This is a genomic window from Streptococcus sp. 2100 (genome assembly GCF_013276335.1).
Classification (GTDB): Bacteria; Bacillota; Bacilli; order Lactobacillales; family Streptococcaceae; genus Streptococcus; species Streptococcus pseudopneumoniae.
On sequence record NZ_VMKV01000049.1, the window covers coordinates 1 to 4,251 of the forward strand.

General features: G+C 39.3%; 4 protein-coding genes. All 4 read left to right on the forward strand.

Annotated features, from left to right (window positions below; translation table 11 throughout):
• On the forward strand, positions 1-1,285 hold a 1,285-nt coding region (locus HT669_RS10830), incomplete at its 5' end, for a hypothetical protein (RefSeq protein ID WP_188093789.1).
• A gap of 753 nt (positions 1,286-2,038) precedes the next feature.
• A complete protein-coding gene (locus HT669_RS11405) occupies positions 2,039-2,164 on the forward strand; it encodes a hypothetical protein (protein WP_014017312.1) in 126 nt (41 codons plus the stop codon).
• Positions 2,165-2,243: 79 nt separating this feature from the next.
• On the forward strand, positions 2,244-2,870 hold the full coding sequence (locus HT669_RS11215) for an Abi family protein (protein WP_240147741.1): 627 nt from the start codon (positions 2,244-2,246) through the stop codon (positions 2,868-2,870).
• Between the two features lie 216 nt (positions 2,871-3,086).
• Positions 3,087-4,190, forward strand: a complete 1,104-nt coding sequence (locus HT669_RS07660; RefSeq protein WP_000754685.1) for an FAD-dependent oxidoreductase — start codon at positions 3,087-3,089, stop codon at positions 4,188-4,190.
• Positions 4,191-4,251: the final 61 nt, after the last annotated feature.

The following is a 4,251-nucleotide window of genomic DNA, read 5'->3' on the forward strand; positions in this document are numbered from 1 at the left end:
TAAACTAACTGAGGATAAAGCGAAGTTAGATGAAGCTGTAAGTACAGAAGGTAAGACACCAGAAAGTATTCAAGCATACGAAGCCGCTAAGAAAGAAGCAGAAGCAGATGTTGCAGCAGCGAAGGAAGCAGCCAAAGCAGTATTAGCTAAAGGTGACAATGCGACAGCAGCTGAAGTTCAAGAAGCGCAAGAAAAAGTAACAGAAGCGCAAGGTAAGTTAGACAAAGCGAAAGAGCAGTTAGTCGACAAAGCAGACAAGACAGCTCTGGTAGTAACGCCAGTAGCAGACCCAGCGCATTTAACAGAAGCCGAAAAAGCCAAAGTTAAAGAAGCCGTTTCGAAAGCTAACCCAACAGCCACCAACGTAGTTGTAAAAGACAATGGAGACGTAACTGTCACATTACCAGATGGAACAACTAAAGAAATTCCATCGACAGAAACCGTAGAGAAAAAATCTGGTAATAATAGTACTGATACTAGCAACAGTGGCAACACCAACAATGGAGCTACTACCAACCCTGCTGGCAGCAATAGCAACAGTGTGACACCAGATAACAGAGGCAATACTCCAGCCCCTGGTGTGACAATTGACAATAGTAGCAATACGACCCTTACTACTCCATCGTCTACTGTTGGACAGGCACAAGCAAGCACTTCGACTCAAGAAACGCCAGTTTCTACAAGCACTCCAAACAATTCAGGAACTACAGTGACTCCTAACGAGACTCGTCCTGTTGACAAGTCTGAGCTTGCTCGATTGGTTGAAGGATTGGAAAGTCGTTTGAAAGATTTGGATGATATAGATAGTACAATGCTTGAGTCAGCTAAAGCTCTTCTTACAGAGATTAAACAAGCTCTTAATGACGAAAGTTTGACAGAGTCCGATTTGCGTGATATTGTTAGAAGAGTGAGAGAGGTAATAGACTCCTTAAAAGGTGTGAAAGAAGACCAGCAAAATCAAGAAAAAGATCAGATGAAAGACGATAGTCAGACAACTACTGAATTTTCATATGTAGTAATGATTGGCAGTCTACTTGCCCTTCTTGGGCTCCTTCTCTTCCTCATCGCGCGTCGTAAGAAAGAGTCAGAACTCAAGAAATTGGTCAAGGAACTAAGCAAGCTTGAAGCAGAATTGGATTCTACAAATGTGGATACGAAAGTTCTCGACCAAGCACGAGAAGCTCTCGCTCAAGCAGTTGCTTTCCTAGCCAATGAGAAAGAGTCTGACCACACAGAAGACGAGTTGATTGAGAAACTCAAAGCGATTCTTGCTCAGCTAAGATAAGCGACATGTTGAAATATCGCAGGCGACCATAGAAGTTACTACATTGCTGGATAATGACGATAGGAAAAGTTAGTCGCAAACCTGTAGTGGGAATATACCAGCTTCTAGTGGGGAAGTGGTTCTGGGAACAGGACACCGTCTTTTAAATGGGAATGCTTCCTCCTCTAGTACAAGTAGAAGTCTTTGATGGTAGAGTAAGATAAAGAAGAAACACGAAACAAGTAAGATAGTTCATGAAATGGAACTGAAAATTGCTGGTGTGGACTCTTGAAGGAAGTAATGGATAGAAAGAAGTTGAAAAGCGTCTTTCTATCCATCTTTCTTTAGGAGTTGATGTAAGCGCTCTCTATCACTTGGTTTTGTCAGATGATTGTGCTCTCCATAACCAACCATACGTATATCATATATAGTAGATTGAAATAAGATATGAACAAAGAGATTGAGAAAGTCAAATTAATTTCTAGAAATATTTTAGAATCCGTAGCCTACTATTCTAGGCTCAATATACTACACTTAAAAAATATTTCTATTGATTAATAGGGATTATTGTGGTATAATCTAGGTAGATTAGAAGTCATCAAAGGTGCAGCAATGTATAACTAGGTGACCTTTTTTCATATAGTGGAGACTGTTAGAATGAATGTTGCCATATTTGAATTAACAAATTTCAAGGAATATATTCCTTGAAATATTGATATAGTTGATAAAATACGATTAGTTTATAATCCTGTGTTAGCACCTACTACGTTAAAAATGGCGATTGAACCTGCACTGACAGAAGAAGAATTGTATCAACATATGAAAGATAAATCTCATTGGGATTTTTCATATAATGTTGATGATGAATTTTATAAAAAGGATTGCGTAGATTTATGGTAAATTGGTTAATCGTCAGTATATTTTAGCTAAGTAAGCCTACTTATTTGATAGTTACCTTAGAAATTTCCTTCAAGAAATATTGGAGAGAATTGAAGTCTTTTTGAAAAAGAGTACCGCTGATGCTCTGACGCTTGGATACCAAAAAACTATTTATATTTTTGAAGACGATGATTTATATTTTTCTGAACAATCTAAATACTGCAAGGATAACCCTAAACGTCAGGATACTGTCTTGAAAACAAAGTATCATTTATCGCGGTTTATTTTTGAAAAACAAGATGATTCCATAGTAAAGAATCAGATTAGACAATATGGTGTTGTGTTGCCTTGGACTGTTTTTCGTTTAATGACATTTGGAAATATATCATCATTTCTTGTCGCCTTACAACCAGGTTATCGAAATAAGGTTGCTGCTTATATTAGTTTGCTCTTGTATAAGGATGATAAAATTCCAGCTAAAATCTTATTGTCCTGGTGTAATGCACTTCGATATCTTAGAAATATATGCTCATATAATGGCAGATTATATGAACGCTTACACCATACCTTACCTGCTCTTCATCATTCTGATAAGGAGTTATTGGAGACAAACTCAGAGAATGATGATAAGACATTATTTATTTATTTTATAGCAATGAGACATCTTATTTTGTCCATATCCCTAGAAACCCAGAATTTTTGGAATAAAAAATACAAAATTTACTAGAAGAAGGAAGTAGAGAACAAGTTGATTTGAGACACTACGGTCTTCCAGAGGACTGGGTGAACTTATTGACAATTAAGAATAGGATAATCTCTTAGATAGATAATTATTGGAAAGAATAAGATAGTATGGAGGTCTAGTATAAAACAAAATAAAGGGCACAAAACTTTTTTATTCTGTGTTGTGCCTTGAGTGAAACAAAAGGAATAAATTATAACAATGAAAAAAGTTGCCATTATTGGAGCAGGAATTGTGGGGACAACAGCTGCCTACTACCTCTCGAAAGAAAGTGACCTAGAGGTAGCCGTCTTTGACCATGGACAAGGTCAGGCTACCAAGGCTGCAGCAGGAATTATCAGTCCTTGGTTTTCCAAACGCCGCAATAAAGCTTGGTACAAAATGGCGCGCTTAGGGGCTGATTTTTATGTGGATTTATTAGCTGATTTAGAGAAATCAGGGCAAGAAATCGACTTTTACCATCGTTCGGGAGTCTTTCTCCTGAAAAAGGATGAATCCAAGTTGGAAGAACTCTATGAATTAGCCCTCCAGCGCAGAGAAGAATCTCCCTTGATAGGGCAATTAGCCATTCTGGACCAAGCATCATCTAATGAATTATTCCCTGGTTTGCAGGGATTTGACCGTCTGCTCTATGCTTCTGGTGGAGCGAGAGTAGATGGCCAACTTTTAGTGACTCGTTTGCTGGAATCCAGTCATGTCAAGCTGGTCAAAGAAAAAGTGACTCTGACACCGTTAGCATCAGGCTACCAGATTGGTGAAGAGGAGTTTGAGCAGGTTATTTTGGCGACGGGAGCTTGGTTGGGGGATATGTTAGAACCCTTGGGTTATGCTGTGGATGTCCGTCCTCAGAAAGGACAGCTCCGAGATTATCAGCTGGCCCAAGACATGGAATTTTACCCTGTTGTCATGCCAGAAGGGGAATGGGATTTGATTCCTTTTGCAGGTGGTAAATTGTCCCTAGGTGCTACCCATGAAAATGATATGGGATTTGATTTGACGGTAGATGAAATCTTGCTCCAGCAAATGGAGGAGGCAGCCTTACCTCACTATCCAGTTTTAGCTAGAGCGACTTCAAGGGCTGAGCGTGTGGGAATCCGTGCCTATACTAGTGATTTCTCTCCTTTCTTTGGGCAAGTGCCAGAATTGGCAGGTGTCTACGCTGCTAGTGGACTAGGTTCATCAGGCCTCACAACTGGTCCTATTATTGGTTACCACCTAGCTCAATTGGTCAAAGGCAAGGAGTTGACTTTGAACCCTGAAAACTACCCAATTGAAAACTATGTCAAACCGGTAAAAAGCGAATAATACTCAATGAAAATCAAAAAACAAACTAGGAAACTAGCAGCGGGCTGCTCAAAACACTGTT